Annotated in this window: 30 protein-coding genes and 1 pseudogene; 13 read left to right on the plus strand and 18 right to left on the minus strand. The window is 64.9% G+C overall.

Going from position 1 to position 26,234, the window contains the following annotated elements:
• Positions 1-7: 7 nt before the first annotated feature.
• From kdpA to AB7245_RS36020, 3 genes are all read right to left on the minus strand, one after another.
• Entirely contained in the window at positions 8-1,711 is a 1,704-nt protein-coding gene (kdpA, locus tag AB7245_RS36010; RefSeq protein WP_208088430.1) for a potassium-transporting ATPase subunit KdpA, read from the minus strand.
• Between the two features lie 112 nt (positions 1,712-1,823).
• Positions 1,824-1,913 (minus strand): K(+)-transporting ATPase subunit F, encoded by a 90-nt coding sequence (locus tag AB7245_RS36015; protein WP_041953522.1) that lies wholly within the window; start codon positions 1,911-1,913, stop codon positions 1,824-1,826.
• An 11-nt stretch (positions 1,914-1,924) separates the two neighbouring features.
• The gene (locus tag AB7245_RS36020) at positions 1,925-2,149 is read right to left on the minus strand and encodes a hypothetical protein (RefSeq protein ID WP_085965673.1); all 225 of its coding nucleotides are present in this window, start codon (positions 2,147-2,149) and stop codon (positions 1,925-1,927) included.
• Between the two features lie 380 nt (positions 2,150-2,529).
• On the opposite strand from AB7245_RS36020, the gene AB7245_RS36025 reads away from it, so the two are divergent.
• The 4 genes from AB7245_RS36025 (at position 2,530) to dapA (ending at position 4,619) form a co-directional block, all read left to right on the plus strand.
• Complete coding sequence (locus AB7245_RS36025; protein WP_085405242.1) at positions 2,530-2,997, plus strand: hypothetical protein; 468 nt, start codon at positions 2,530-2,532, stop codon at positions 2,995-2,997.
• Between the two features lie 20 nt (positions 2,998-3,017).
• Positions 3,018-3,296: a hypothetical protein gene (locus AB7245_RS36030; RefSeq protein WP_081369150.1), complete on the plus strand. Its 279-nt coding sequence runs from the start codon at positions 3,018-3,020 to the stop codon at positions 3,294-3,296.
• 133 nt (positions 3,297-3,429) lie between these two features.
• A complete protein-coding gene (locus tag AB7245_RS36035) occupies positions 3,430-3,684 on the plus strand; it encodes a hypothetical protein (protein ID WP_063981387.1) in 255 nt (84 codons plus the stop codon).
• Between the two features lie 17 nt (positions 3,685-3,701).
• Positions 3,702-4,619: a 4-hydroxy-tetrahydrodipicolinate synthase gene (gene dapA, locus AB7245_RS36040; protein WP_135214836.1), complete on the plus strand. Its 918-nt coding sequence runs from the start codon at positions 3,702-3,704 to the stop codon at positions 4,617-4,619.
• Positions 4,620-4,655: 36 nt separating this feature from the next.
• Here the strand turns inward: dapA and AB7245_RS36045 are convergent, their stop codons facing one another.
• Positions 4,656-4,949 carry a hypothetical protein gene (locus AB7245_RS36045; RefSeq protein ID WP_161495938.1) on the minus strand — a complete coding sequence of 98 codons (294 nt, stop codon included), beginning with the start codon at positions 4,947-4,949 and terminating at the stop codon, positions 4,656-4,658.
• Between the two features lie 201 nt (positions 4,950-5,150).
• Here AB7245_RS36045 and AB7245_RS36050 point away from each other — a divergent pair, with 201 nt between their 5' ends.
• From AB7245_RS36050 to AB7245_RS36070, 5 genes are all read left to right on the plus strand, one after another.
• Positions 5,151-5,342 (plus strand): hypothetical protein, encoded by a 192-nt coding sequence (locus AB7245_RS36050; RefSeq protein ID WP_085405245.1) that lies wholly within the window; start codon positions 5,151-5,153, stop codon positions 5,340-5,342.
• A gap of 17 nt (positions 5,343-5,359) precedes the next feature.
• Complete coding sequence (locus AB7245_RS36055; protein ID WP_085405246.1) at positions 5,360-5,758, plus strand: hypothetical protein; 399 nt, start codon at positions 5,360-5,362, stop codon at positions 5,756-5,758.
• Between the two features lie 90 nt (positions 5,759-5,848).
• Positions 5,849-5,977: a hypothetical protein gene (locus AB7245_RS36060; protein ID WP_256478590.1), complete on the plus strand. Its 129-nt coding sequence runs from the start codon at positions 5,849-5,851 to the stop codon at positions 5,975-5,977.
• Positions 5,978-6,135: 158 nt separating this feature from the next.
• A complete protein-coding gene (upp, locus tag AB7245_RS36065) occupies positions 6,136-6,771 on the plus strand; it encodes a uracil phosphoribosyltransferase (protein ID WP_085405247.1) in 636 nt (211 codons plus the stop codon).
• Between the two features lie 33 nt (positions 6,772-6,804).
• On the plus strand, positions 6,805-8,376 hold the full coding sequence (locus tag AB7245_RS36070; protein WP_085405248.1) for an AMP-binding protein: 1,572 nt from the start codon (positions 6,805-6,807) through the stop codon (positions 8,374-8,376).
• A 30-nt stretch (positions 8,377-8,406) separates the two neighbouring features.
• Here the strand turns inward: AB7245_RS36070 and AB7245_RS36075 are convergent, their stop codons facing one another.
• The 5 genes from AB7245_RS36075 to AB7245_RS36095 are packed head-to-tail and all read right to left on the minus strand — an operon-like array spanning position 8,407 to position 13,794.
• Positions 8,407-9,639, minus strand: coding sequence for an acetyl-CoA hydrolase/transferase family protein (locus AB7245_RS36075; RefSeq protein WP_085405249.1), 1,233 nt, complete (start codon positions 9,637-9,639; stop codon positions 8,407-8,409).
• A 31-nt stretch (positions 9,640-9,670) separates the two neighbouring features.
• The gene (locus tag AB7245_RS36080; protein ID WP_071910096.1) at positions 9,671-10,837 is read right to left on the minus strand and encodes an acyl-CoA dehydrogenase family protein; all 1,167 of its coding nucleotides are present in this window, start codon (positions 10,835-10,837) and stop codon (positions 9,671-9,673) included.
• 29 nt (positions 10,838-10,866) lie between these two features.
• On the minus strand, positions 10,867-12,156 hold the full coding sequence (locus AB7245_RS36085) for a TRAP transporter large permease (RefSeq protein WP_439035493.1): 1,290 nt from the start codon (positions 12,154-12,156) through the stop codon (positions 10,867-10,869).
• Positions 12,157-12,170: 14 nt separating this feature from the next.
• Positions 12,171-12,725 carry a TRAP transporter small permease gene (locus AB7245_RS36090; protein ID WP_028147088.1) on the minus strand — a complete coding sequence of 185 codons (555 nt, stop codon included), beginning with the start codon at positions 12,723-12,725 and terminating at the stop codon, positions 12,171-12,173.
• A 40-nt stretch (positions 12,726-12,765) separates the two neighbouring features.
• Positions 12,766-13,794 carry a TRAP transporter substrate-binding protein gene (locus tag AB7245_RS36095; RefSeq protein WP_085405250.1) on the minus strand — a complete coding sequence of 343 codons (1,029 nt, stop codon included), beginning with the start codon at positions 13,792-13,794 and terminating at the stop codon, positions 12,766-12,768.
• 225 nt (positions 13,795-14,019) lie between these two features.
• Here AB7245_RS36095 and AB7245_RS36100 point away from each other — a divergent pair, with 225 nt between their 5' ends.
• From AB7245_RS36100 to AB7245_RS36115, 4 genes and pseudogenes are all read left to right on the plus strand, one after another.
• Positions 14,020-15,222 carry a CaiB/BaiF CoA transferase family protein gene (locus AB7245_RS36100; protein ID WP_439035494.1) on the plus strand — a complete coding sequence of 401 codons (1,203 nt, stop codon included), beginning with the start codon at positions 14,020-14,022 and terminating at the stop codon, positions 15,220-15,222.
• 30 nt (positions 15,223-15,252) lie between these two features.
• Positions 15,253-15,720: pseudogene (locus tag AB7245_RS36105) on the plus strand (MaoC family dehydratase); the annotation flags it as partial.
• Complete coding sequence (locus AB7245_RS36110) at positions 15,720-16,571, plus strand: HpcH/HpaI aldolase/citrate lyase family protein (protein WP_439035495.1); 852 nt, start codon at positions 15,720-15,722, stop codon at positions 16,569-16,571. The pseudogene AB7245_RS36105 and the gene AB7245_RS36110, both read left to right, overlap by 1 nt.
• A 17-nt stretch (positions 16,572-16,588) precedes the next feature.
• Positions 16,589-17,332 carry an IclR family transcriptional regulator gene (locus AB7245_RS36115; RefSeq protein WP_063981375.1) on the plus strand — a complete coding sequence of 248 codons (744 nt, stop codon included), beginning with the start codon at positions 16,589-16,591 and terminating at the stop codon, positions 17,330-17,332.
• Positions 17,333-17,342: 10 nt separating this feature from the next.
• Here the strand turns inward: AB7245_RS36115 and AB7245_RS36120 are convergent, their stop codons facing one another.
• The 9 genes from AB7245_RS36120 to AB7245_RS36160 form a co-directional block, all read right to left on the minus strand.
• The gene (locus AB7245_RS36120; protein ID WP_135214837.1) at positions 17,343-17,765 is read right to left on the minus strand and encodes a hypothetical protein; all 423 of its coding nucleotides are present in this window, start codon (positions 17,763-17,765) and stop codon (positions 17,343-17,345) included.
• A 144-nt stretch (positions 17,766-17,909) separates the two neighbouring features.
• Complete coding sequence (locus tag AB7245_RS36125; protein ID WP_085405253.1) at positions 17,910-18,701, minus strand: transporter substrate-binding domain-containing protein; 792 nt, start codon at positions 18,699-18,701, stop codon at positions 17,910-17,912.
• Between the two features lie 83 nt (positions 18,702-18,784).
• Complete coding sequence (locus AB7245_RS36130) at positions 18,785-19,576, minus strand: fumarylacetoacetate hydrolase family protein (protein WP_085405254.1); 792 nt, start codon at positions 19,574-19,576, stop codon at positions 18,785-18,787.
• Positions 19,577-19,664: 88 nt separating this feature from the next.
• A complete protein-coding gene (locus AB7245_RS36135) occupies positions 19,665-20,483 on the minus strand; it encodes an alpha/beta fold hydrolase (RefSeq protein ID WP_085405255.1) in 819 nt (272 codons plus the stop codon).
• On the minus strand, positions 20,483-21,271 hold the full coding sequence (locus tag AB7245_RS36140) for an SDR family NAD(P)-dependent oxidoreductase (RefSeq protein ID WP_085405256.1): 789 nt from the start codon (positions 21,269-21,271) through the stop codon (positions 20,483-20,485). The genes AB7245_RS36135 and AB7245_RS36140 overlap by 1 nt, the downstream gene beginning before the upstream one ends.
• 9 nt (positions 21,272-21,280) lie before the next feature.
• Positions 21,281-22,252, minus strand: a complete 972-nt coding sequence (locus AB7245_RS36145) for a Bug family tripartite tricarboxylate transporter substrate binding protein (protein WP_085405257.1) — start codon at positions 22,250-22,252, stop codon at positions 21,281-21,283.
• A 40-nt stretch (positions 22,253-22,292) separates the two neighbouring features.
• Entirely contained in the window at positions 22,293-23,729 is a 1,437-nt protein-coding gene (locus tag AB7245_RS36150; protein ID WP_085405258.1) for an MmgE/PrpD family protein, read from the minus strand.
• A 17-nt stretch (positions 23,730-23,746) separates the two neighbouring features.
• Positions 23,747-25,201, minus strand: coding sequence for an MmgE/PrpD family protein (locus AB7245_RS36155; RefSeq protein ID WP_085405259.1), 1,455 nt, complete (start codon positions 25,199-25,201; stop codon positions 23,747-23,749).
• Positions 25,191-26,225 carry a PdxA family dehydrogenase gene (locus tag AB7245_RS36160; protein WP_085405260.1) on the minus strand — a complete coding sequence of 345 codons (1,035 nt, stop codon included), beginning with the start codon at positions 26,223-26,225 and terminating at the stop codon, positions 25,191-25,193. The genes AB7245_RS36155 and AB7245_RS36160 overlap by 11 nt, the downstream gene beginning before the upstream one ends.
• Positions 26,226-26,234: the final 9 nt, after the last annotated feature.

Genomic DNA, 26,234 nt, shown 5'->3' on the forward strand with positions numbered 1-26,234 from the left:
CAAACAATCAGAAGACGTTGCCGGCGTTCATCGCGAGTTGCTCGACGATCGGGCCGAGCGCGAGTGCCGGGAAGAAGGTCAGGCCGCCGATGATCAGGATCACGCCCACGACGAGGCCGACGAACAGCCCACCCGTGGTCGGGAACGTGCCCGCCGACGGCGGGATCGACTTCTTGGCGGCCAGCGAGCCCGCAATCGCCATCGCCGGAACGATCATGAAGAACCGGCCGACGAACATCGCGGATGCGAGCGTGAGGTTGTAGAACAGCGTGTTGCCGGTGAGGCCCGCGAAGGCCGAGCCGTTGTTGCCGGTCGCCGAGGTGAAGGCGTAGAGCACCTCGGTGAAGCCATGCGGGCCGGCATTCGCCATGGAGGCGACCGCCGCCGGATAGACCACGCCGACCGCGGTCCAGCCGAGATACATCAGCGGCAGCACCAGGATCGCGAGCATCGCCATCTTGACCTCGCGCGCCTCGATCTTCTTGCCGACATATTCCGGTGTGCGGCCGACCATCAGGCCGGCGACGAAGATCGCGAGCACGACGAACAGCAGCATGCCATAGAGGCCGGCGCCGACGCCGCCGATGATGACTTCGCCGAGCTGCATGTTGATCAGCGGGATCATGCCGCCGAGCGCGGTGAAGCTGTCATGCATGGCGTTGACCGCGCCGCAGGAGGCAGCCGTGGTCACCACGGCGAACAGCGAGGATGCGACGATGCCGAAGCGGACTTCCTTGCCCTCCATGTTGCCGCCGGTGAGGCCGAGCGCATGCATCATCGAGGTGCCGTTGGCTTCCGCCCAGTAGGTGATGGAGACACCGGCGATGAACAGCACGCCCATCACCGCGAAGATCGCCCAGCCCTGGCGCTGGTTGCCGACCATGCGGCCGAACACATTGGTCATGGCCGCGCCGATCAGGAAGATCGAGAGCATCTGCACAAGATTCGACAGCGCGGTCGGGTTCTCGAAGGGATGGGCGGCGTTGGCATTGAAGAAGCCGCCGCCATTGGTGCCGAGCATCTTGATCGCGACCTGCGAGGCCACCGGGCCGACCGCGATGGTCTGCTTGGCGCCTTCGAGCGTCGTAGCCTCGACGTAATCACCGAGCGTCTGCGGGATGCCCTGCCAGACCAGGAACAGCGTGTAGACGACGCAGATCGGCAGCAGCACGTAAAGTGTCGTGCGGGTGACGTCGACCCAGAAATTGCCGACCGTGCGCATCGAGGCGCGCGAGAATCCGCGGATCATGGCCACCGCGAGCGCGATGCCGGTCGCCGCCGACAGGAAATTCTGGTGTGTCAGGCCGAGCATCTGCACGAGATAGGATACCGTGCTCTCGCCGCCGTAATTCTGCCAGTTGGTGTTGGTGATGAAGGAAATCGCGGTGTTGAAGGAGAGATCCTGGGCGACCGCGCCCTGCCCGGCCGGGTTGAAGGGCAACACCGCCTGAAGCCGCATCACGCCGTAGATGATGAGGAAGCCGCCGACATGGAACAGCAGCATCGAGACCGTGTAGGTCAGCCAATGCTGCTCGCGCCTCTCTTCGACGCCGGAAAACCAGTAGATGCCGGCCTCGATCGGCCGCAGCACCGGCGACAGGAACGTCCGCTCGCCGTTGAACACAGCCGTCATGTATCCGCCGAGCGGTTTTGTCAGCGCGACGATAATCGCGCAAAAGAGAATGATCTGGAGCCAACCGATCATAGTCATGGCATCAACCCTTTAGGACGTTTGACCTGCGCAGGAGCGGCAGGATCAGGGCAAGCAGGCACGCCACCAGCGCGGCGTCCGCGAGCAGCAATTCGAGAAGCAGCAGCACGGGTCAGAACCGCTCGGGCCGCAGCAGCGCATAAGTGAGGTAGAACAGGAGACCGAGCGAGACGACGGCGGCGAGCGAATAATCGAAGGTCATGGTCCGCTCCCTCACAGCCGTTCGCAGGCGTAGGTGTAGCCGATCGCGAGCGCGAAGAAGCCAAAGCCCAGCGCCAGCATCAGAATGTCCATCATGGGAATGCTCCTCGTTGCGGCTTTATGTCGGACGCAACCGTTTCTCAGGCGTCCGGCGAGCGCGTGGAACGAAGGAAATGCAAAGCATTTCCACGGCACCAGCCGGGACTTTTGACCGTGTTGAAGTGCCACCACCGGCATAGGTTTTCGAGATGAGGCCTATGGCGAAGTTATATGAATTCCATAAAGGCCGGCACGTCGTGGCTGTCCGCCATGTGGCACCGACACTGTATTCCGGGCGGCCGTTCCGAGCAGGCAGCGCAGCGACACAAGCCACCGTTGCTTTCACTACCGTTGTTAAGGCAGGCCATGGCCAGGGTCTTTTCAAAAAGCCCTGCTTCTATAAGCCTCGACCTTCGGCGGCGACGGCGGCCGAGGATCTGTCGCTCTTATCCGGAAGATTCCGTGCACTTATGAAATCCTTATATCTCCCGTCCCGTCCCCATCTCGTTTTCAAATGCGCTTCCAGCCATCTTGGAGAGGCCGGCCGACTGACCGACGCCAATTCCAGGAGGCCAGACATGACCGCCGTTCTCCGACGCCTTGCCCCACCTTCCCTCAACCAACTGCTTCGCGCGGCACCGGCAATGACGCGTCCGCTGATGCTCGACATCATCGATCAGGCCTGCCGGCGCTTCCCGTCGCGCGGGCGGAGCGAGCGCAGTGCGCGCATCATGCGCCTGGTCGATGCCGAGGCCTGGACCGACGCCGCGCTGGCGCTGATCGAGTTCGAGCTGCCGCTGTGGCAGGTCCGCCGCATCGCCTATGACGAGGGCGAGTGGCATTGCGCGCTGTCGCGCGAGCGCGAATTGCCGGACTGGCTCGACGCCGCTGTCGAAGCCCGGCATGCCGATCTCGCACTTGCCTTGCTGTCGGCCTTCATCGAAGTACAGGCATTGGCCGTGGAGGTATCGCGGCCGAGCGTTCCCACCGTGCGCCCCGCCCCGGACCCGCTCTATCAGCCGGTCGCTTGCGAGAATTTCAGCTAGGCCAAGCGGAGGTTCGCGCCTTGCCGCAATCTTCAGACATGTCGCGGGGCCTCAGCCCGACGCGGTTGATCGCGCGCTTTGCCGTCCGCATCGCACTGCTCGTCGCCTTTGCAGCCTTCGGCAGCGTCGGCTTTGCACGCAGCCTCTCCGCCCTGCTCTGGATGTCGATCATCCTGTGCGCCCTCGCCGGCCTCGTCAGGCGCGAGCCGCTGTTCGGTGCCGTCCTCAATCATTGGGACGAGGGCGTTGCCTTCGGCGCCCTGTTCGCGCTGGTTCAGGTCGTCAACGAGCTGGCCTGAACATCGGGCTTTATGACCTTCCTATGAGATCGTCGCGCAGCCTCACTCGAAATCATATTCGCTTGAAAAGATATTGATCGGGTGGTCGCGGGACACGCACCCGCCGCCCGCGTCAATCGGAAGGAATACGAAAGTGAAACTCGTCGAACCTCCCTCGTGCAGCTCTCCCTCGACCATCGTCTTCATCGGCCGCAACCACAGGGGACAGTGGGTCGCCCAGCAGCAGAACGGCCTCTACGGTGGCCTCTTCGTCAACCGCGCCCAGGCCATCAAATATGCGCTGTTCGAAAACGGACAGCATCCCGAGACCATCATCGAGCTGCCACGCGAGATCGAGCTCGACATGGGCAGCAGGCCCGATGCCGCCGCTCCCAAGCGCGCCGCCTGAGTTCCTCGGCAAAAACCATGTTCATCCCACCCTCCGCCTGGTTCACCGGGTTCATACCGGACCTGCCGACGCCGTTCGATTCGGCCGACGCGATCGACCTGAAGGCGTTCGCCGCGCTCTGCGAGCGTCAGATCGCAGCCGGCGTACCCGCGCTGGTGGTGTGTGAGACCGCCGGCGAGGCACCGACGCTCTCGCCGGCCGAGCAGGCGCTGATCATTCGCACCGCGGTCGATGTCGCGCGTGGCCGCGTGCGGATCATCGCCGGCGCCGTGTCGAATTCAACGAGCCACGCCATCGAACTCGCGCGGCGCGCGGAGGCCGCCGGCGCCGATGCCGTGATGTCGGTGGTGCCCGCCTACAACAAGCCGATGCAGGACGGAATGCTCGCGCACTTCCGCGCCATTGCCGGCGCGATCGGCCTGCCCGTGATCCTGCACGACGTACCCTCCCGCACGCTGCGGCCGCTCGCCGACGAGACGCTTCTGCGCCTCGTCGAATCGCGCCAGTTCGTCGGCCTGCGCGATGCGACCGGCGACATCACCCGCCCGATGCGCCTGTCCCGCCGCCTGCCTGCCGGCTTCCGCTGTCTATCCGGCGACGACACCACCGCATTCGGCTTCATCGCGGACGGCGGCGATGGCGCGATCTCGGAGGTCGCCAACATCGCGCCGGATCTCTGCCGCACGATTTTTTCACATGTCAGGCAGGGCCGGCTGCAATCCGCCCGGTACCTGCACAGGCGCCTGATCCCCTTGATCGCCTGCCTCGGGAAGGAGAGCCCGGCCGCACTTAAATGTGCACTCGGCGTGCTTGGCCTGATGTCGCCCGCCACAAGGCTTCCGATCGTTCCGCTGGACGCAGCCGCGCAGAGGGAAGTGGTACGCGCATTCGCCGCGATCGCCGACGAGGAGCTGATCGACCGCGTCGGCGCCTGAGGCGTCGCACGGCATCCGGGTATCCCCATGCGGCAATCAATCGAAAGGCCTCACAGGCTGCTCCGCGCCTGGCAGCTCGCGCTGCTGCGATTTGCCGTGACGCTCGATGAGTCCGACAGGCTTAATGTCGCCGCGCTCGCGGCGGACCTCGATCATCTGGGCGGCGGCGCCAGGGACTCCCTCCACTTCTTTCGGCGGACCAGCTCGCAACTCTGTGCGGCCATCAGCGGGCAGCGGCAGAGTGTGGAAGCGACGCTGGAATGCTTCTGCAAGCAGATCGATGAACCGCGGCTGCGGAACGCCTTTGCCGCAGCGATCGGGATGACGCATTTGGATCCTGCGCCGTCTCAGGCCCGGCCGAAGCGGAACCCCGGTCTCTTCAGAGGGCTGCCGGCGCGACGGTCGGCATCATTGTAGCATTCCTATACTGGTGCCTCGGCGCTCATCTCGCAATCCTACGCAACGATGGACATCATACGAGGCAGATTGCGGCGGCCTCGGCCACCGCCACGCTGACGAAGGAATGCAGACATGTCGATGCTGACACATGGCGCTGAGCGCTCCCTTGGCTGGGCCGAACGCCCCGCACGGATCTCGCCGGAGCGCAAGGCACAGCTCAAGCGCCTCGCGCTCAGCGCGCTGACCCTGCTCTCGATGGGCAGCGTGCTCGCAGCGCTGATCGCGCTGAAGACCGCGATCTATGTCTGGCACCTCCACGCCTGACGGCATGGGAGACCATCATGACCTTGCAGATGTGTGAGGAAGCCGCCATGGCCGCGATCGCCCTTCAAGCCGCGCGTCGCCAGCCCGAGCGACCGACAATCGCCGCGTCCGCGGCGTGCCTTGGACCGATCGACCCGGATGTCATCAGCACCGCCATCCCCGCCTTCTTCATCGGGCGCAACGGCGCCGGCCTCTGGGTCGCGCGCGAGGCGCATGGACGCATCGGCGGTCTCTTCCTGTTCAAGAGCTCCGCGGTCGACTTCGCCAACCGGCAGAGTGGGCCCGCAAGATGCGCGCTGGTGTTTCCCGCCGAGACCTTCGAGCTCGATATCGAGAACCGCGGCAATCCGCTGATTGCGCTGGCGGAGGGCGCGAGGCGGCTCCTGGCCCGCGCGGCGGCAAGGCTGCGGACATGATCGAGCTCAAGATCGCCATCCTGGTTGCGGTGATGGGTGCATTGCTGCTCGGCCTGCGCATCGGCGTCGCGCCTGCCACGGACAAGTAGCATGCAGCTCCTCAAGGGAAATCTGGAGCAGGCGGTCACGACAACGATCCTGACCATGACGCTGAGCCTGATCTGGGGCGCGGTCCTGACAATCGTGATCACGCTCGTGGCACGCGGGCTGGGAGTTTAGAACCCGGCACATCGATGGACCGTGAATTGACCATGGCTGCCTACGAGGCGAGCAGCTGGGTACGTAGCGCCGTCGCGATGCCCGCGTGAGGCCGCGTATCCCCGCGAAAAGATCTGGCCGATCTGGCGCTATTTCACGGAACCGTGTAGATCGGTTTCATGAGCACAAGCAGCGTCAACGTCGTCGCCCACCCCCTGGTCCAGCACAAGCTCTCCCTCATGCGGGAGAAGGACCGCTCGACCAAGAGTTTTCGCGAGATCCTGAACGAGATCGGGATGCTGCTCGGCTACGAGGTGACGCGCGATCTGCCTTTGGAGCTGGTGGAGATCGAGACGCCGATCTCGCCGATGCGGGCACCGAAGATTGCCGGCAAGAAGCTCACGCTGGCGCCGATCCTGCGCGCCGGCGTCGGCTTCCTCGACGGCATGCTGGCGCTGATGCCCTCGGCGCGCATCGCCCATATCGGGCTCTACCGCGACCCCGAGACATTGCAGGCCGTGGAATATTACTTCAAGGCGCCGCAGGACCTGTCCGACCGCACCGTGATCCTGATGGACCCGATGCTGGCGACCGGCAACTCGGCCTGCGCCGGCGCCTCCCTGCTCAAGGCGCGCGGCGCCCGCGACATCCGCTTCGTCTGCCTTCTGGCCGCGCCCGAAGGCATCGCGCAGTTCCAGAGCGAGCATCCCGACGTGCCGATCTGGACCGCCGCGATCGACGAGCGGCTCAACGACCACGGCTACATCGTGCCGGGCCTGGGCGATGCCGGCGACCGGATGTTCGGCACCAAGTAGACAGGTCTGCGCGATCGGGTTAGTCCGGTTGCCATGAGCGTCAACCAATTTTCGCTTCAATCGCTGATCGGCACCGAAGGCGCCGAGCCCGCCTTCGTGTTTGACGGCAGGCCGGTCTCGCGCGCGGAATTCTCCGGGAAGGTCGAGCAGACCGCCGCATGGCTTGCCGCGCAAGGCATCGGCCGGGGCGACGTGGTCGCGGTCTGGCTGGTCAACCGGGTCGAATGGATCGCACTGCTGTTCGCCGCCGCCCGCTGCGGTGCGATCGTCGCCTCGGTCAATACCCGCTACCGCAGCGCGGAAGTCGGCCATCTGCTCAAGGTGTCCGGCGCCAGGCTGATGGTGGTCGAGGCCGCGTTCCGCTCGATCGATTTTGCCGCCATCCTCGCCGGGGTCACCAGGGACGAAGTGCCCGCGCTGCAAAGGCTCGCGGTGGTTGGCGGGGATGCGATCCCCGCACACTGGCCCTGTGTGCGCTTCGATGCGTTCGAGACGTCCTATCCGCCAGCACCGCCGGCGCGGGACGAGGTCGATCTGCCGGTGCTGCTCTACACGACATCGGGCACGACCAAGGGACCGAAGCTCGTCGCGCATTCGCAGCGGACGCTCGCCACGCACGCCGCCTCCGTCGCCAAGGCGCTGAAACTCTCGCCACAGCGCCATTCGCTGCTGGCCATGCTGCCGTTCTGCGGCACCTTTGGCATGACCAGCCTGCTCGGCTTCATCGCAGCCGGCGCGACCATCCATGTGCTCGATGCTTTCGAGGCGGCATCAGCGTCGAAGGTCCTTGGCGAACACAAGATCACGCACGCCTTCGGCTCCGACGAGATGTTCCGCCGCATCCTCGCGCTCGCCGACACACCACGGCCATTCCCGCATCTCGAAGTCTGCGGCTTCGCCGCGTTCCAGCCCGGCTGGCGTGAACTCGCCGCGGAGGCCGAGGCGCGCGGCATGCCGCTGTTCGGCCTCTACGGTTCGAGCGAGGTGCAGGCGCTGTTCTCGATCGCCCGCTCCGGTGATGCCTTCGCCGCTCGCATCGAAGGCGGCGGCTGGCCGATGTCTCCCGACGCGAAGGTGCGCGTGCGCGACACTGAGACCGGGGAGCTGGCGGCGCAAGGCGTCTCCGGCGAGATCGAGATCAGCGCGCCCTCGCGCTTCCTCGGCTATTTCAACAACCCGGATGCGACGCACGACGCGATCACCGCGGACGGCTTCTTCCGCACCGGCGACATCGGCCGGATGCGCAGCGACGGCGCCTTCGTCTACGAGACCCGCGCGGGCGATGCGATGCGGCTCGGCGGCTTCCTGGTTGCGCCCGGCGAGATCGAGGACGAGCTCAAAGCCTGCACGGGGGTTGCCGACGCCCAGGTTGTCGCGGTCGATCTTAGGGGTCAGGCGCGCTGCGTCGCCTTTGTGATTCCGGCCGAGGAGCCGCCGCAGCAGGAGATGCTGGTGGCCCGCCTGCGCGAGCGGCTGGCCGGCTATAAGGTGCCGGCACGAATCTATATCGTCGACGCTTTCCCCGTCACCGACAGCGCCAACGGTGTGAAAATCCAGCGCGCCCGGCTTCGCGCCATGGCAATGGAACGGATCGCCGCCGAATAGGCCCGCCTGTTTCAGATGGCTCGCCAGATTCTAGCGCGCGGCGCGAAGTTGTGCCGACAGCGCATCGCGGTGCCCGGGCGCCGCGATCGCGACCATGCGGCGCGCGCGCTCGGCAAGTCCGCAACCACGCAGCTCTGCAACGCCCCATTCGGTCACGATGGCATCGACATCGGCGCGCGGCGTCGTCACGGTCTCCACATGGACGACAATGCGGCTGGTCCCGTCGGACGCCGTCGCCGGCAGCGCGATGATCGCCCTGCCCCCGGGCGATGCATTGGCACCGCGCACGAAATCGAGCTGCCCGCCGATGGCGCCGATCGCGACGCCGTTAAGCGTTTCGGAGTTGACGCTGCCATCGAGCCCGACCTGGAGCGCCGAGTTGATCGCGACCAGCCGGTTGATCCACGCCAGCACATTCTGGCCGTGCGTATATGACGTCGGCCGCACCGAAACCGCCTTGTTCTCGTGCACGAAGCGATAGAGCCGCTTCGTGCCGATCACCTGGTTCGTCACCGTGGTCCCGGCATCGATTCCCTTCTCTGCATTCGTCACCGCGCCGCGCTCGATCAGGTCGACAACGGCGTCATTGATCAGGCCGGAATGGATGCCGAGATTGCGGGCATGGGAGAGCGAGGACAGGATCGCGTCCGGAATGCGTCCCACACCGAACTGAAGCGTACTGCCGTCGGCGATCAGGCTCGCCGCATGCGCGGCGATCAGCCGGGAGATGTCATCGATCGGGGGCGAGGCCAATTCCACCGGCGGGCGCCGGGCCGGCACACGCAAATGGATCGGCACGTCCTCGGGCCATTCCGCCCCGAACGTAAGGGGCGCATCCGGATTGATCTCGGCGATGACCACTCGCGCGCCCCGTGCGGCATCGATGACATAATCGTTGGAGAGGCTTGCGCTCAATCGACCATCGCCGGACTCGGCGAGTTGCACCAGCACCACATCCGCACGATGGCGCCGTGAGGCGAAATCGGCGCAGAAGGCGCTGTAGTTGCTCGGGATCACGTCGAGCCGTCCCGCTTTCGCGAGCCGCCGCGCATTCCCGATCACGCCATAGCTCTGGAACGAGATGTTGGGCGCGCACGCGGCGGAAAACGTGTCGGAGAATATTGGACCGACCATCATGCGGAACGCCGGCAGATGCCCGGCTTGCGCGACCAGCGCTTCGGTCAGGGTGACCGGCTCAGCCGTTGCCTGCCCGCACACGACACGGTCGCCCTCCCGGATCAGGCCGGAGAAGTCGAGGTTCATTGGCGTCCCCGCTAAGCGATCCGCGCGAAGACTAGTAAGACTTCGCCAGCCCGAGCACCTTTTCCGCGATGAAGCTGAGCGCGAGCTGCGGGCTGACCGGCGCGATGCGCGGGATCAGGACCTCGCGCAGATAACGCTCGACGTGGAATTCCTTGGCATAGCCGAAGCCGCCATGGGTCATCACTGCCTGCTCGCAGGCATGGTAGCCGGCTTCGCCTGCGAAATATTTCGCGGCGTTCGCGCCAGCGCCGCAAGGCAAGCCCTTGTCGTATTGCCAGGCTGCCTGCATCACCATCAGCCAGGCCGCCTCGAGCTCGACCCAGTTCACCGCGAGCGGATGCTGGATGCCCTGGTTCTTGCCGATCGGACGGTTGAACACCACGCGCGTCTTGGCGTATTCGGTCGCGCGCGACAGCGCGAGCTTGCCGAGGCCGACCGCTTCCGCCGCGATCAGGATACGCTCGGGGTTCATGCCTTCGAGGATGTACTGAAAACCCTTGCCCTCTTCGCCGATGCGGTCCTCCATCGGGATCTCGAAATCCTCGAAGAACAGCTCGTTGGAATCGACGATCTTGCGGCCCATCTTCTCGATCTCGTGGACCTTGATCTTCTTGCGGTCGAAATCCGTGTAGAAGAGGCTGAGGCCATGGGTCGGCGACCGCACGTCCTCCAGCGGCGTGGTGCGCGCCAGCAGCAGGATCTTGTGCGCGACCTGCGCGGTGGAGATCCACACCTTCTGGCCGTTGACGATGTAGCGGTCGTTCTTGGCGACGGCACGGGTCTTGAGTTGCGTGGTGTTGAGGCCGGTGTTGGGCTCGGTGACGGCGAAGCACGCCTTCTCGCGGCCCTCGACCATCGGCGGCAGCATGCGCTTGCGCTGCTCCTCGGTGCCGAACACCACGACGGGGTTGAGCCCGAAGACGTTGATGTGCACCGCGGAGGCGCCGGACATGCCGGCGCCGGATTCCGCGATGGCGCGCATCATGATCGCGGCCTCGGTGATGCCGAGCCCGGAGCCGCCATATTCCTCCGGCACGCAGATGCCGAGCCAGCCGGCATCGGCCATCGCCTTGTGGAAGTCGTGCGGGAAGCCGCCGTCGTGGTCCTTCTTCAGCCAATAGGCGTCGGGAAAGTCCTCGCAAACTTTTGCGACGGCGGCACGAATGGCTTCCTGCTGATCGGTGAGCGCGAAATCCATGATGGTCTCCTTATGGAGGCTCGTTGGGCCTAGCGCCCCATCTGCGAGGGCAGCAAGAGAATGATCGAGGGAAACGCCACCAGGATCGCGATTGCGATCAGGTGCGCGATGAAGTGCGGGAAGGTGCCGTGGAACACTTCCGCCACCGGCCGCTTGGCATAGCGAGCAACGATGAAGCAGTTGAGCCCGACCGGCGGCGTGATCATGCCGACTTCTGCGGTGACGATTTTGATGACGCCGAACCAGATCGGATCAAAGCCCAGCGTCTTGATCAGCGGCAGCACGATCGGCACGGTCAGCACCAGGATCGCGATCTGGTCCATGAACGAGCCGAGCACGATGTAGCCGCACAGGATCAATGTAATGATCACCCAGCGCGAGGCCGGAAGGCTGCCGATCCAGGCGACGAGGTCCTGCGTGACATGGGTCAGCGTGAAGAAATAGCCGAAGATCGAGGCACCGACCAGGATCATGATGATCATGCAGGTGCCGTGGCAGGCGCGCAGCAGCGTCGCATAGAGCGAGGACGGCGTGATCTTGCCCTTGACGATGGCGAGCAGGAAGGCGCCGAACGCGCCGAAGGCGGAGGCTTCCGTCGGCGTTGCGACGCCGAGATAGATCGTGCCTGTCACGATCGAGAACAGCACCACCATCGGCGAGACCTGCCACAGCAGCGCAAACTTCTCGCGCCACGGTACAGACTTCGCGGCCGGTGCGCGCGAAGGATCCTGCCAGACCAGGAAGTAGATCGTGGCCATGATGGTGAACGTGACCAGGATCGCCGGGATGATGCCGCTGATCAGCAGCTTGCCGATGTTTACCTCCGCCAGCAGGCCGAAGATGACGAGCGCAACGCTGGTCGGCAGCAGCATCGACAACGTGCCCGAGATCGCAACGACGCCGGCCGCCATCTTCGGCTCGTAGCCCTGGCGGATCATCGCCGGCAGGCTGGTCGAGGACAGCGTCGCGGCGGAAGCGGTCGAGGTGCCGCAGATCGCGCCAAAACCGGCGCCGGCGAGCGCGGTTGCCATGCCGAGGCCGCCGGGAATGCGGCCGACCCAGGCCGAAGCGGTCTTGAACAGATCGTCCGCGACACCCGACAGCAGCACGAGGTCTGCCATCAAGAGAAACATCGGAATGGTGATCAGCTCGTAGGCCGAGACGGTCGAGAGCGGCGCTGTCTGCAGGATGCCGAACAGCGTGGGCCATCCGCCAACCATGACGAGGCCGACCGAGCCGGAGAAAGCCATGGCAAAGCCGACGGGCGTGCCGAGGGCAAGCAGGCCGAACAGCAGGGCGAGAACGATGAAAGGTGTCATGGGGATATCGCCCGTTACTCGAAGCCGCGTGCTTCGCCGACGCCGGTCACCGGCGGCAGCGGATAGAGGTCGCGGCCGCTGACGAGGCTCAGCACATTGCCGACGAGCTGCAGCGCCAGCCGCAGCACCAGCACGCCGCAGCCGAACGGCACCAGCGCCGCCGAAATCCAGGTCGGCCAGGGGATCGCGCCGGAGAGCACGTCGTGCTGCTCGTAATTCTCCAGCGCGCGCTCGAACCCGACCTTGCAGATCAGGATGAATACGAACAGGCCGGCGAGCGCCGTGACGATCTCGGACAACCGTCGCCCCGTCAGCGAGAAGCGCGACAAGAGGATGTCCACGCCGACATGGACATGCTCACGCAGCGCGTCCGACAGCGTGAAGAAGAACACGCCAGCGAGGAGATAGAGCCCGATCAGATCATAGGTGAAGGAGAAAGGGCTGTTCAGCGCGTAACGCATGAACACGTCGGTCACCACCAGCAGCATGATCACGAACATGAACACCACCGCGATCACCGTCAGCGCGCGCTCCAGCGCGCCGAGCACATCTCCTGCCCGTTTGATCACCTCTAGCGCCTCCCTGTTGGATGTCGGACTACCTGGCGCTCTACTTGGCGCCGCCCGCGGCGAGCAGATCGTCGAACTCCTTCAGCGCGGCAGACGCCTGCTTGCCGCGGCTGTCGAGCCCGCTCGCCCACTCCTTGCCGACGCCCTTGAGCTTGTCCTTGATCTCGGTGCGCGTCGCCTCCGGCAGCGGATCGAAGCTGATGCCTTCGTCCTGCATTTGCTTCCTGGTGACTTCGCCTTCCTTTTCGACGCCGGCGCAGGCTTGCGGCGTAATCGCCTCCGAAGCCTCGTTCATCGCCTTCTTCACGTCGTCGGGTAGCTTGTCCCAGACCGACTGGTTGATGGAGTAGGCAACGATGAAGCTGCCGAAGCTGACGCCTTCGGTGGCGTGCTTGACCAGCTTGTCGAGGCCGTATGAGACGACGCTGTCGAGCGGGAACAGCAGGCCGTCCATGGTGCCGCGCGACAGCGACTCATAGGCATCGGGCGCAGCCATGCGCACCGGCACGGCGTTGAGCGCACGCAGCGTCAGGTCCTGCGCGCCGCCGGTGGTGCGCAGCTTCAGGCCCTGCATGTCCTTGGTGGTTTCCACCTTCGACTTGACGGTCCACACCTGGTAGGGCGGCAGCACTACGGCGAGCAGCAGCTTGATCTTGTTCGGCGCGTATTCCTGCTTGGCCAGAATGCCTTCGCGCGCAGCCTTCCAATAAGCCATCGTGCCCTGGCACGCAGTCTCGAACGCACCCGGCAATTGCGCGACCTCCGACAGCGGCATCTTGTCGGAGACGTAGGACGGTCCGATGTAGCCGATATCGACCACGCCGGACTGGGTGAGCCGCAGCATGTCCGCCGCCTTGCCGATCTGCTGGTTCGGATAATAGGTGAAGGTCACCGCACCGTTGGTGCGCCTTGTGACGTCGTCCATCCAGGGCTTCAGCATCAGGCGGACGAGATAGTGACCGGCGGGGAAGCTATCGGCGACCTTCAGCTCCAGGGCCTGCGCCTGCAGCGTCGAGACCGGCAGCGAGAGAGCGAGCACTGCTGCAGCCCGGACCAGATTCTTCTTCATGTCGTTCTCCTTGACGCGTCCCCACGCCGAACGCGGCAGCGAATTGCTGCGGCGCCGTCCGGCCCTCGCTCTATTTCTTGCTTGAAAATGTACATATAGGTGAATTTATCTGTCAAGTATATGAATTATTCATGGAGCCATGCGCCGTAAACTGGAGTCGCCGAATTGACACCGCTATTTTATGAACTCTAACTTCACGTATATGAATTTATCCAACGAGGCCTCATGGGACCGCTCGCCGGCTTCACCATTCTCGACCTGACCTCGGTGCTGATGGGCCCCTACGGCACCCAGGTGCTGGCGGACATGGGCGCCGACGTGATCAAGGTCGAAAGCCCTGAGGGCGACATCGTTCGCCAGATCGGTCCCGGCCGCACGCCCGGCATGGGCGGGATGTTCCTCAATGCCAATCGCGGCAAGCGCAGCATCGTGCTCGACCTGAAGAAGACGGAAGGCCGCGACACCTTGCTGCGGCTGGCGAAGCACGCCAACGCGCTCGTCTACAACGTGCGCCCACAGGCAATGGCGCGGCTCGGCCTCGACTACGAGACACTTCGCGAGATCAACCCCGCGCTCATCTATGTCGGCGCGTTCGGCTACGGCCAGTCCGGGCCCTATGCCGCAAAGCCCGCCTATGACGATCTCATCCAGGGCGCCGCCACGATTCCGACGCTGCTTGCGGCGGCCGGCGACGGCACGCCGCGCTACGTCCCCGTCACCATCGCCGACCGCATCGTCGGCCTGATGTTGATCAATGCGATCATGGGCGGGCTGATGCATCAGAGCCGCACCGGCGTTGGCCAACGCATCGACGTGCCGATGTTCGAATCGATGACGGAGTTCGTGCTGGTCGATCATCTGGGCGGCCTCACCTACGATCCGCCGCTCGACCATGGCGGCTATGCCCGCCTGCTGTCGCGCTATCGCCGCCCCTACAAGACCAGTGACGGCTATCTCTGCGTCCTCATCTACAACGACAAGCACTGGCGCAGCTTCTTCGAGGCGATCGGACAGCCGCATTTCCTCGATCAGCCGCGCTTCGCCAACCACGCCGCGCGGACGAAGCACATCGACGAGATCTACGAGGAGATCGGCCACATCTTCCTCACACGCACCACCGCAGAATGGCGCGATCTGCTCGAGCGCGCCGACATTCCGGTGATGCCGATGCACACGCTGGAGACGATCCTCGACGATCCGCATCTCAATGCGATCGACTTCTTCAGGACGGTGGATCATCCCGTGGAAGGCCGGATCCGCCAGATGCGCGTGCCCTCCACCTGGAGCGTAACCCAGCCGGAAGCCGCCGGCCCCGCACCGACGCTCGGCCAGCATGGCCGCGACATTTTGCGCGAGGCCGGCTTCTCGACCGACGAGATCGAGCAGCTCGCAGAGCAAAAAGCAGTTTACCTGGCCGCGCCGCCCTAACGGCAGCGCTGGCCAGAATCGCAGCTATACAGGGAGGAAACCGCGATGGCCGGGCTTTATTTCGAGGACTTTTCTGTGGGCCAGGAGTTCAGGCATCCGCTGACCCGGACCGTCACGGAGATGGACAACACCATGTTCAGCCTGCTGACGCTCAACCCGCAGCCGCTGCATATCGACGCGCATTTCGCTGAAAAGACCGAGTTCGGCCAGCGCATTTTCAACAGCCTTTACACCCTCGGCATCATGATCGGCATGACGGTCTATGATACGACCATGGGGACCACTGTTGCCAATCTCGGCATGACCGACGTCACGTTTCCAAAACCGGTCTTCCATGGCGACACCTTGCGGGCGACGACGAAGGTGCTTTCGTTGAGGGAATCCAAATCGCGCCCGAGAGCGGGTATCGTCGAGTTCGAGCACCACGCCTTGAACCAGAACGACGAGATCGTCGGCAAATGCCGCCGCATGGCGATGATGCACAAGAGGCCGGTCTGATGCGTTCGATGCTGTTCGTGCCGGGGGATTCCCCGCGCAAATTCGAGAAGGCGAGCGAAGGCAAGGCCGACGCGCTGATCATCGATCTCGAGGATTCCGTCGTCACCGACAAGAAGCCGGAGGCGCGCACCCTGACGCTTGCGATGCTGAAGGGCCGCCCCGGCCCGCATCAGCTCTATGTCCGCGTCAACGCGCTCGACACCGGCCTGACGCTCACCGATCTCGCCGCGGTGATGCCCGGCAAGCCCGACGGCATCGTTCTGCCGAAATCGCAAGGCGGCGATGACGTGCGCCAGGTTGCAACCTGGCTCGAAGCCTTGGAAGCCGCGGCCGGCATCACCGTCGGCGCGACGCGCATCGTCTGCGTCGCGACGGAGACAGCCAGCTCGATCTTCGGCCTCGGCAGCTACAAGGGCTGCTCCCCCCGCCTCGCCGGATTGATGTGGGGTGCGGAGGATCTCTCGGCTTCGCTCGGCGCCACGGAAAAGGCCGCAGGCGGCGTGTTCCACAGCCCCTACCGCCTCGCGCGCGATCTTTGCCTGATGGCCGCGGCCGCGGCCGAGGTCGCGCCGATCGACACCGTCTATACTGACATCGACAATCTCGCCGGCCTCGAGCAGGAAACGCGCGCCGCGCGGCGCGACGGGTTTTCGGCGAAGGCGCTGATCCACCCGAAACATGTCGACGTCGTCAACGCGGCGTTCGAGCCGACCGAGGCTGAGCGCACCTGGGCGGAAAAAGTGATCGCCGCATTCGCGAGCAATCCGAACTCCGGCACGCTGCGGCTCGACGGCCAGATGATCGACATGCCGCATCTTCGCGCCGCGAAGAAGATCCTCGGCCAGACCTAGATCGGAACGCCGCCACCATGATCGTTCGCCAAGCCGCAAACGTCCTGGAGATCATGGAATTCTTCGCGCAAACGAGGAAGCCGGCGACGCTTGCTGAGATCGCCGATCATTTCGGCTGGCCGCGCTCGTCGACCTTCAACCTGCTCGCGACGCTGTCGGAGAAGGGGTACCTCTATGAGCCGCGGCCGCGCGCCGGTTTCTATCCGACGCCGCGCTGGCTGGCGATGGCGCGGATGATCTCCGAGGTCGAGCCGCTGCCGCCGTGGACGCATCAGCTGATCGCAGATCTCTCGGCGGAGACCGGCGAGACCGCATCGATTGTGGCGCCGGCGGGCGTCATGGCGGTGTTCATCGACGTCGTCGAATCCCAGGCCGCGATCCGCTATTTCGCGACCATCGGGCACCGCGTTCCGATCCACGCCACCGCCAGCGGCCGCGCGCTGCTGCTGCAATATTCACAGGAAGAGCGCGACTCCGTCTATCGTAAGATCGAGTTCAAGCAATACGGCCCGTCGACGCCGATCAGCATCGAGGCCGTCGAGATCGAGCTGCGCAATTCGATCGCGCGCGGCTATTGCCAGAGCTTTGCCGATTACAGCCGCGATCTCGCCGGCGCGGCGATCCCGCTGCCGATCGGTGATCGCCGGCTCTCGGTCGTCGTCGCAGGGCCGGAATTTCGCATTGGTCCAAAAGTGCCGGAGGTGGCCGCGCTGATCGCACGGACCGTCGACCGGCTGCGGCCGAAGACGACCGCGGCCTAAAGCCGGAGCCTCATTCGAGTCCCTGAACGGGCGGGGTCGAAGTCTCCGCCGGCGGAGCCGGGGCAGCTTGAACTGGCTGCACCGGAGGCGCGGCTTGAGCCGGCGGATTCGGATTGCTGGCGGCTCTGATCTGGCCGTTGGCATTCATCGCCTCACGTGCGCTCGGCGGAGCGCCGGTTGCGGCTGCGCGGTACGCCTCGCGGCGTGGCGGCTGCTGGTGTCTTGCCGACCGCGAACCTCTCACGCCCCATGACCTCGCGATTGAAGGACCGGCGGTATAGCCAATCACTGCACCCGCGACCGCACCGACCGGACCGAGCACGACGGCCCCGGACACGGCGCCTATCGCCGCAGCACCAGCGCGCTCCTGCGCAACGGCGCTCGCAGGCACGCCAGCCAGCAGCACGACCGCAGTGATCAGAACTTTCTTCATCGCAAGCGCCTCCCTCTCGGGAGATCACTCTTACTCAAATATGGCCGCACGAGGTTTGTTCGTTGCCCAACACGGGGCAATGGCCGATGGAACTCCGGCAATTCAAAGACCTCCGCCGCCACTCGCGGTTCCAGCGGGGCCAGATCACGGCGCGATCTTGTCGCTGGTAAATCCATTACCATCGAGCGCACGACGCACGGTGCCGTCTATCTTGGCTTCATCCAGGAAGCGCGCCGCCCAGGTCTTCGCCACGGCCTTGCCCTTGGGAACGACCACGACCACGCCGGTCGACTGGATCACCTCATCCAGCACCTTGGTTCCGGGCAGCTTTCGCGAAAGGTCTTCCAAGGCTCCCATTCCCATGGCGAGAGCATCGAGCTGCCCCTTGCCGATCAATTCGGCCGCCTCTTCCGGCTTCACGAACTTTGTCAGCTTCGCCTGCTTCAAGGATTTTTCGACCGTGCGTGACGTCGATGTCCCTTCGATACAGCCGACCCGCATGCCGGCGCGATCGACATCCGCAACGATCCGGATGTCCGATCCGGCGCGGGTGAGATAGCCGCTCATATAGGCGACGTAAGCGGGCCCTTGGTCCACGAACTGCTCGCGCTTGACGTCCGCCGGCATGAAAGAGAGATCCCAGACGTCCTTGCTGCCGGCGGCGGCGATCTCGTCGGAGCTCGGGTATTCGACGAGCTGAAGCGGAACGTGCAGCTTGTCAGCGGCAGCCTTGGCGAGTTCGACCGTAACGCCGCGCGGTTTTCCGGTCGATGGATCGCGCGTCGTCCAGAACGCCGACGCGGCCGGGCCGACGGCCACCGCCACGCGGAGCGCTCCCGTCGGCGCGATGTCGACGGGGCCTTCGGCTTTCGAGCTGGGAATGGAGGTCATGATGAAGACCAAGCCCAACGCAGCAATCAGACCACGCCGCAACATTTAGCGCCTCCAAGATTGGACAATCCGTCGACAAGCTGACGGCGCGCTCCCTCGCCCCCGTTCTTACGGGGAGAGGTAAAGAACTACACGATCTTGATCGACATATCCGGCAGGCCCTCGAGCTTGCACAGCAGAACGTCGCCCTTCACCACCGGGCCGACATTCTCCGGCGTGCCGGAATAGATGACGTCGCCGGCCTTCAGCTCGAACGCTTCGGAGAGCTTTGCGATCTGCTCGGCAACGCTCCAGATCATCTTGCTGAGATCCGAGTTCTGTTTCACCGTGCCGTTGATCGCGAGCGAAATGGCGCCCTTCTCGAAGTGGCCGGTTTTGCTCACGGGGTGGATAGGGCCGATCACCGCGGCGTGGTCAAAGCTCTTGCCGATCTCCCAGGGCTTCTTCTCCGCGGCCATGCCGTTCTGGAGATCGCGCCGGGTCATGTCGAGGCCGAGCGCGTAGCCATAGACGTGATCGAGCGCCTTGTCGGCCGGGATGCTGATGCCTCCCGATTTCAGCGCGGCGACCAGCTCGACCTCGTGATGATAGTTCTTGGTCAGCGACGGATAGGGGTGGTCGGCAACCTCGCCGATCGCGACGTTCTGGATCGCGTCCGTCGGCTTCTGGAAGAAGAAGGGTGGCTCGCGGTTCGGATCCGACCCGCGCTCGATCGCGTGCGCGGCATAGTTGCGGCCGATGCAGTAGATGCGGCGGACCTGGAACACCTGGGTCTCGCCGACGATCGGAATCGTGACCATCGGCACCGGGAAGATCGGCTTCGGTCCGGCCTGCGCGGCGGCCGGCGCCGCCTCAGTAAGGCCTGCCGCTGTCATCGCGGCTGCGGCCGTGAGCACGCTGCGTCGCGTGGTTTTTGTCATGGCTTCACTCCCTGATATTTGCCGTTTCTTGTCGAACGGTAGTCTTAGAGCCAAATGCGGGGCGGGCCAATGGCCCGCCCTGTACGTCTTAAGTCGCGACGCGATCGAAGAACGCGCGAACTTTTTGCGCGCACGCGTCCGGGTCAGTCGCGGCGACGTGATAGGAATCGCCCGGTAGCACTTCCAGCTTCGAGCCTGGAATCGTTTCCTGCCATGCCTTCACGGAGGCGACGTCGCCGAGACCGGAGCCGGTCGTGGTGATCACCAGCGCCGGGCGCTTGATGGACGGAAGCTCGCCGGTGACATCGACCGTCGGCACCATCTGCAAAAACGCCTCCAGCGTCGAAGCCTTGGTCTTCGACATCAGCTTGATCCACCAGTCCAGCGCCGCCGGCGGCAGCGACGAGCCGAGCCGGCCGGCCGTGGTCTCGCGCACCCAGGGCTCGACGCCCTGCTCGCGGATCTGCTTGCGCCAGGTCGGCGCCCGCTCGTTGAACGAGGTGAGCGAGGCCGGCGCACCGACCGCGGCGACTGCGATCACGCGATCCGGGTGTTTTGCGGTCAGGTGCATCGCCAGGGTGCCGCCGATCTTGCCGCCAACCAGGAAAACGCGATCGAGCTTCAGCACGTCCAGCATCCGGATGATGTCGTCGCCAAGGCCTGCGAAGCGATAGACATAATCGCCCTGCATCGGCGTCGAATCGCCGTAGCCGCGCAGATCCGGGCGCACCACGAGGTGATGCGTGGCGAAATAGGGCACCCAGCGCCGGAACGCCTCGCCGCTCTCGGCGAGCCCGTGCAGCATCACGACCGGCGGTTTGACGTCCCATGGCAGCAGATAATCATCGATGCGAACCGCAAGCTCGCAATCCTCGCTGACACCGATCTTCCGCAGTTCGCTACCCATCAGATACACCTCGTTCCGCCGCCATCGACATTGATGCAGGTACCAGTAATGAAGGACGCGCGGTCTGAACAGAGGAACGCGACGATGCCGGACACCTCGTGCGGCTGCCCGACGCGGCCGAGCGGAACCGAGGCGATCGCCGCAGCATTGGTCGCGCCCTGATCTTGCCCGGCGATCGCCGCACCTTGAGAGATGAGGCTGTCCCAGCGGTCGGTCTGCACCGGTCCGGGATTGACGCCGGTGACCAGCACATTGTCGGGCGCGCATTCCTCGGCGAGCGCCAGCGTGAAGTTCAGCAGCGCCGCGTTGACCGCGCCGCCCGCCATATAGGCCGCGCGCGGCTGGTGGCCGCTGCGGCCGATGATGTTGATGACGCGGCCCCAGCGGCGGTCGCGCATTTCCGGCAGGACATTGCGCGCACAGCGCATGTAGCCGAGCAGCTTCAGCTCGATCGATTTGGCCCAGGTCGCATCCGGCGTCTCCGCGATCCGGCCCATCGGAGAGGCGCCGGCGTTGTTGACGAGGATATCGATGCGGCCGAAGGCCTCGCGCGCGGTGGTCATCGCTCGCGCGATGTCGTCGGGCTTGGTCATGTCGCCGGCACAGGCGATCACACGCCGGCCGGTGTCCCGCGACATTTCCTGTGCTGACGCCGAAAGCCGCTCGGCATCGCGGGCGACGATGACGACATGCGCCTGCTCGCGCGCGAGTTCGGCGGCGATCGCGCGGCCGATACCGATGCTGCCGCCGGTAACGACGGCAACCTTGCCGCCCAGATTGAGATCCATGACGCTACCCTAATCCACTGTGGCGCCGGACGCCTTGACGAGCTTGCCCCACTTCGTGGTTTCGTCCGCCATGAACTGCCCGAACGCCGGCCCAAACACCGTGCCGGGCTCGGCGCCAAGCTCGGCAAGCCGCTTCTTGACGTCGGGCATCTTCAGAATGGTCTCGAGCTCGCCGCTCAGCTTGGCGAGCGCGGGTGCTGGCGTCTTGGCCGGCGCCACCAGCCCAAACCAGGACGAAGCCTCGAAGCCGGGAATGGTGTCGGCCACGGTCGGCACGTCGGGCAGTGCTTCCGCACGCTTGGTACCAGCAACCGCGATCGCATTGATGGCCCTGCCCTGCACCTGCGGCAGCACCGCCGGCATGTTGTCGAACATGAAGGGGATCTGGCCCGCGAGCAGATCGTTCATCGCTGGCGCGGCGCCGCGATAGGGCACGTGGACGATGTCCACGCCGGCCATGCTCTTGAGCAATTCGCCCGCCAGATGATTCGTCGAGCCGATGCCGGACGAGCCGAAATTGAGCGAGCCGGGCTTCGCCTTGGCCAGCGCGATCAGCTCACCCACGTTCTTCGCCTGCACCGACGGATTGACGACCAGCACAATCGGCACCGAGGCGATCAGCGCCACCGGCGCAAAGGCCTTGGCCGGATCGAACGGTAGCTTTTTGTAGAGGGAGCCGTTGATCGTCAGTGGAGGCGGCGCGGTCAGCAGCAGGGTGTAGCCATCGGGCTCTGCGCTCGCGACCGTCTCGGCGCCGATATTGCCACCGGCGCCGCCGCGGTTCTCAACGAGGAAGGTCTGGCCGTTCCGCTCGGTCAGCTTCTGCGCGACGATGCGGGCGATGATGTCGTTGGACCCACCGGCCGGGAACGGCACGATGATCTTGACGGGTCGGGAGGGATAATCCTGCGCTACCGCGAAGCCGGAGAACAGAACGGCCGCACAGGCGGCCACAAAGGTGCGTCGCATAACCCCGCGCATGGGCACTTCCTTGATGTTTGTCTTGTTGTTGATTGATTCATCACGCCGTCAGCAATGGCCTCAACTTGCCGACGTCGTCAAGCCGTTCGAGATTGCCGATCTGGTCGATCAGCCTCTCGGCCCTGTCACTGCCCAATACCGGTGCAATCAGATCCCGCGTCTTGGCCGCCACTGCTTCCGTGCTCAGCGGATTCTCCTTGGTGCCCGGCGGATACTTCGTGAAGTGCTCGACCTTCCTGCCATCGGTCAATGTCACCTCGACGACAGCACCGCGCGGCGCCGCCGGGTCCATCAGCGCCTTGTCGCCGGCCAGCGTCACCTTGGCGCGCTGCTCCAGGATCTTTGGATCATGCATCAACGCGACGTCGTGACTGTCATTGAACGACACGGCGCCCTTGACCAGCGCGACAGCCGCGAGATGCTGGCAGTTGACGTCTGGCATCGCGCTCTCGCCCACAATTCCCATCGCATCGGTCGGCAGCTTGACTAGAATATTACGCACATTATCTGGCGTGAGGCTGTGCTGCTTGCGCAACGTCAGCATTGCATCCAGGGGCGACTGGATGGGATAGCCGACCGAAAATGTCTTGATCGCCGTCTCCGTGACATAGAAGCGCTTGCCGAGATCCTTCACCATCTCTTCCGGCTTCGGATCGGTCGACAGCGCGATGAAGAGATTGTGGGTGCCATCGAGCACGTCGTCGACGCCGGTGAGGCCCGCTTTCACCATGTCGACCGCCATGACGCCGTTGCGGGCCCCCATGCCGGCAAAGTCGAACGCCTTCTCGATGTGATCGTGATCCTTCACCCAGCTCCACAGGCCGGACACCTGCTGCGACGAATAGGAGATCGCGTAGCGCATTCCCTTTTCATCGAGCCGCGCCAGCGATGCGGCGGCCCCGAGCGCGCCAAACGTCGAGGACGTCCCTTCGGCACTCCGATGCGAACCGCGGACGAGGTCGGGACCCAGAGCGAACAGCAGCCGGCAGGTCAGGTCGTAGCCGAGCGCGACGGCGCGAATGACGTCCTGTCCGCTGCGATGCTCGCGCTCGCCAATCGCGAGTGCAGCCGGCACGACCGAACACCCAGGATGCGCCTTGGTGACGGGCTCGAAATCGTCGGTCTCGTCGGCATGCGCACACATCGCGTTCGCCAACGCCGCGTTGACAGCCGTGGTCCGGAAATCGGAGCCGACGACGGACGCCTGTGCATCGCCGCCGAGGGTGCGCACATATTTCAGCGCCATTTCGCCCGGCCGCATGCGCGAGCCCGAAACCATCGCGCCGAGCGTATCGAGAATGCGGTGCTTGCATTCACGCAGCACCTGCTCCGGCAGCTCCTGGTCGCGCGCGACGACCATGTAGCGGGCGAGACGCTCGGTGACACCTGGGCTCGCCGCGAGAGCCGCACGGCCGCCGGTGGCGACCAAGGCGGCAACCGAACCGGCGGACTGCAGGAAACGGCGGCGTGACGGCATGCTGTTCTCCTCCGCGGTCAGGTTGCGACCGACATCCTTGCGATCTCCGCCGCGTTCGGCAGGTTCTCGACATTCCAGCAGGCGTCCATCACGCGCCGGATCGTCGCAGCAGGGATGATACCCTCTGCAAGGTCCGAGAATTTGGTTTCGAGCTGCTTGTCCGTCATCGGCACCTCGACGCTGCCGATCGCATGCTCGATGTAGCGGTTGAGCTTGCGGCCGTCCTTGAGCACGATGGTGAGATCGACCTGCTCCGGCTTGATGCCGGGTGTGATCACCGGATTCACCTTGCCGCGCAGCGCGACGACGGTCGGATCGGTCACGGCCCGGTCGCTGAACTGCTTCTCGCCGCCGGCGCCCTCGACGATGGCGACCGCGACCGCGTGATAGATGCTGAACTTGCCTTCGAGGCCCGCCTTCGGCGTCTTCTTGCCGGTGAGTTCCAGCACCAGGGGATGGACCTTGAGGTCGACGCGCTCGATCTGGTCCGCAGTCACCTTGCTCTCGTTGCGGAGCTGGATCGCGGCGTCGATCGCCGGGTGCATGACGATGCCGCAGGCGAATGGCTTGTAGGTATTGAGCGCGGCCTCATAGCGTTTGCCGAGGTCGCCGAGGATCTCGTTGTAGTCCTGCTTGGTGCTGATCGTGTTGGCCCAGCCGCGCTTGGCCTCGATCATGGCGTCGGACGAGGTGAAATTCTTCGAGGCCAGGATCGCCGCGAAAATGCCGCTTGATGCGGCACGGCCTGGATTGAAGCTCTTGTTCATCGAGCCGAAGGATTCCCGCAGGCCCACCGGCTGGGATGCGGCCAGTCCGAGCGCCCATGTCATCTGCTGCTCGTTCAGCTTCAACAGCTTGCCGACGGCCGCGGCCGAGCCGAACACACCGGCGGTGCCGGTGATGTGCCAGCCGACATCGTAATGGTTCGGATAGACCGAGTTGCCGATCCGGCACTCGGTCTCGACGCCGAGCACCAGCGCGTTCAGGAAATCCTTGCCCGATACCGGCTGCATCTCCGACAGCGCGAGAATGGCCGACGCCACGGGACCGGCAGGATGGATGATCGTCTTCAGGTGGGTGTCGTCATAGTCGAAGATATGGCTCGACACACCGTTGATGAAGGCCGCGTTCATGATGTCGAACCGCTCGCGCCGCCCGAACAGCGAGGCCTGCTGCGGCCCGGAGAACGGACCGAGCGCCGAGACCGCGATATCGACCGTCTCGTGATGCGATCCGCCGATGGCGACGCCGACCCAGTTCAGCAGCGTGCGCACGCCTTCCTTGCGCACATTGGCCGGCAGGTCGTCATAACTCGCGGTCACGAGATAATGCGCCAGCGCACGCGTCACCTCCTTGGGTGGCGCTGCTGCGGGCGTTGCGGCCGGCGTCTGCGCGAAGGCGGCGTTGGCGCCGACGGTTGCGAGCGGCAGCGCGGCCGCCGCCTGGAGCAGGGTCCTGCGATCAGTTTGCATGGGCAGCCTCCTTGACCTTGATCGATACCAGTTGCGCTGCAAGGCGGACCGCGCTTTCGAGCGCGCCGGTCTTGGCGACGCCCGTGCCGACGATGTCGAACGCGGTGCCATGCGACGGCGTAGTGAAGACGGTCTCAAGGCCCGCCGTGACGGTGACACCGCGGTTGAAGCCGCGCAGCTTGGTCGCGATCTGGCCCTGGTCGTGATACATCGCGACCACGCTGTCGAACTCGCCCGCGAAGGCGCGGATATAGACGGTGTCAGCGGGATATGGCCCGGTGCACGCAATGCCGCGCTTCGCAGCGGCTTCGACGGTCGGTCGGATCATCTCGATCTCGTCGCGGCCGAACAGGCCGTTCTCGCCGGCATGCGGATTGAGCGCGGCGACCGCGATGCGCGGCCTGGCGACGCCAGCCCTCCGCATCATGCGGTCGACCAGCTCGATCGAGTCCGTGATGCTCTCCGGATTGATGCCGTCGAGCGCCTCGCGCAGCGATTGATGCCCGGTGACGCGCGACATCCACTGGCCGTCGAGCACGTTCATCTCAGAGAAGTAAGTCTTATGCCCGAGCAGGCTCGCGAACATCTTGTGCTCGTCGGGGAACTTCCAGCCGCCGTCGAACATCGCGCGCTTGTTGAGCGGCGCGAAGGTAATGGCGTCAACCTCACCCGCCTTGGAGAAGTCGATCGCGCGCGACAGCGTCTCGCCGGTCAGCCGGCCGGACTCGGCGCTGGCTTTGCCGATCGGGAATTTGGCGGGATCGGTGTTGCCGAGGTCGACGAGCTGCACCGTGCCGCGGCCCCAATTGGCCGCCTTGGGCGAGGCAATCCGCTCGACCTTCAGGTTCACGCCGGCATGCGCCATGCCCATCTCGAGCACGCGGGCATCGCCGACAACGACGAGGCGGGCTGCGTCAGCAAGCCGGTCGTCGGAGAGGATGCGCGCGATCTGTTCGGGGCCAATGCCGGTACAGTCGCCAGGGGTCAGCGCAATGACGGGCAGTTCGTTGGTGTTGGTAGCCATATTGAAAGC

This window comes from Bradyrhizobium sp. 604_D8_N2_3, from assembly GCF_051810765.1.
GTDB classification, from domain to species: Bacteria; Pseudomonadota; Alphaproteobacteria; order Rhizobiales; family Xanthobacteraceae; genus Bradyrhizobium; species Bradyrhizobium barranii.